Origin of the sequence: uncultured Phenylobacterium sp. (assembly GCF_902826855.1) — a bacterium.
GTDB lineage: Bacteria > Pseudomonadota > Alphaproteobacteria > Caulobacterales > Caulobacteraceae > Phenylobacterium.
The window spans coordinates 1-1683 of record NZ_CADEGK010000376.1 but is presented as its reverse complement, the minus strand read 5'-3'; the positions used below and the strand labels follow the sequence as shown (position 1 = coordinate 1683).

General features: G+C 69.2%; 3 protein-coding genes. All 3 read left to right on the top strand.

Features of this window, described 5'->3' with window-relative positions; genetic code table 11:
* The first annotated feature begins 16 nt into the window (after positions 1-16).
* Complete coding sequence (locus QZV94_RS25335; protein WP_367255369.1) at positions 17-178, top strand: ImmA/IrrE family metallo-endopeptidase; 162 nt, start codon at positions 17-19, stop codon at positions 176-178.
* 336 nt (positions 179-514) lie between these two features.
* The gene (locus QZV94_RS24930) at positions 515-1030 is read left to right on the top strand and encodes a MobC family plasmid mobilization relaxosome protein (protein WP_293683152.1); all 516 of its coding nucleotides are present in this window, start codon (positions 515-517) and stop codon (positions 1028-1030) included.
* A gap of 155 nt (positions 1031-1185) precedes the next feature.
* Positions 1186-1683: relaxase/mobilization nuclease domain-containing protein (locus tag QZV94_RS24925; RefSeq protein ID WP_293683150.1), on the top strand; the 498-nt coding region annotated here is incomplete at its 3' end.

Genomic DNA, 1683 nt, shown 5'->3' with positions numbered 1-1683 from the left:
GGACGTCGAAGCCAATGTGTTCGCGCTTCACCTCCTCTTGCCCGAAGCGTGGCTGAGATCCGACCTAGGAAGCGACCCGCTCGACTTCGCTGACGAGGTCGCCATGGCCGCGCTGGCCGAGCGCTACAGGGTGCCGATCACTGTCCTCGCGCTCCGGATCCTTACCCTCGATGGGTAGGGGCCGCAGCCCTCTGCGCGCGCGGGACGCAGAGGGGGGCATCAATCCTCGGTCAGAGGTGCGGCTGCAGGTCGGCCTTCCAGGCAATCGCAGCGTCGGCCAGGCCCTAGCGCGCACAAGCACCTAAAGGGGACAGACGTCTGTTTCCGGCGCGCCGAGCGGACCTCGTCTGCCAGACCTTGGCCCGGCTGGGGCGCCCCGTCAGGGGCGGCGGGCGAGCGGCGCTGATGCGTAGACTTGCGCATCGGCGCTGCCGAGGGGAGGGGCCAGAGTGAGCCGTCGCTGTCTAGGGCAGGATAGCCTTCGCGGCGGCGGATCACTACGTGGAGCGGCCCGGTGGCCAATCTCAGCATTCGGGTGTCCGACGATCTCCTCGCCCGGTTTGATGCCTGCGCCGGCGGCCAGGGCGGCCGTGCGCCGACCTTGCGCCGTCTTATGGATCAGGCCGCAGCCGGGCCGTCGCCGCCGAGCGGTCGGCTTCCGGCGCGCCCCTTGAAGCTGACGGTTCGGCTGACGGACGACGATGGCGATGGCCTAGCGCGCGAGGCCGCGGCGATGGGACTGACCCCCAATGGCTGGGCGGCCGCCCTCATCCGCCATCGCCTTCGCGGCAAGCCGACCTTTTCACGACTCGAGGCCGTGGCCCTGGTGGCGATCCAGGGCGAGGTGCGGCGGATCGGCGTGAACGTGAACCAGATCGCCCGGGCCCTGAACACTGCTGTCATGGAGGGCAAGGTTCTGGACCTGGAGATGGCTTCTCTCGACCACCTGCGCACGGAGCTACGTGAGCACATGTTCACACTGCGCGAGGCGTTCGAGGGCAATCTCGCCTACTGGGCGGCCGAGCCATGACCGACTTCCACATGGTCCAAGGTTTCGAGGACGTCTGGCGTCCGCCCGTGCGGCAGCGGATCGTGCGGCCACGCCCCGTCCTGAGGCCTTCGCCAGCCTCCGGGGCCGGCGTTCGTGCGCGACTGGAGCGGATCGCGGCGCGCGCGCCTGAGGTGATGGTCAAGGTGACGGGCCGCACGCGGGACGGCGCTCACCTTCGCGCCCACCTCGAATACATTTCGCGCAATGGCGAGCTGGATCTTGAAGGTGCCGATGGTGCGCTGATCGTCGGGCGTCGCGACCTGGCAGACCTGGCGGACGATTGGGGCGCCGCTGGTCTGGGCGACAGGCCTCGCCGCAGGGACTCGCCGTTGAGTCATTCGGTCATCCTGTCGATGCCGGCCGGCACGAACGAGATCGCGGTCAGAGACGCCGCCCGGTCGTTCGCGGCCGACATGTTCGCAGGTCGGCATGACTACGTGTTCACCCTGCATACGGACACGGCACGTCCACACGTTCACCTGGCCATATGTTCACGCGGCCACGCGGGCGAGCGGCTGAACCCCAAGAAGGCCGACCTGGAGCTGTGGCGCCAGACCTTCGCGCAGGCGCTCCGCGACCGGGGCGTGGAAGCCGAGGCGACTCCGAGGCGGGCGCGGGGCGTCACCCGTAAG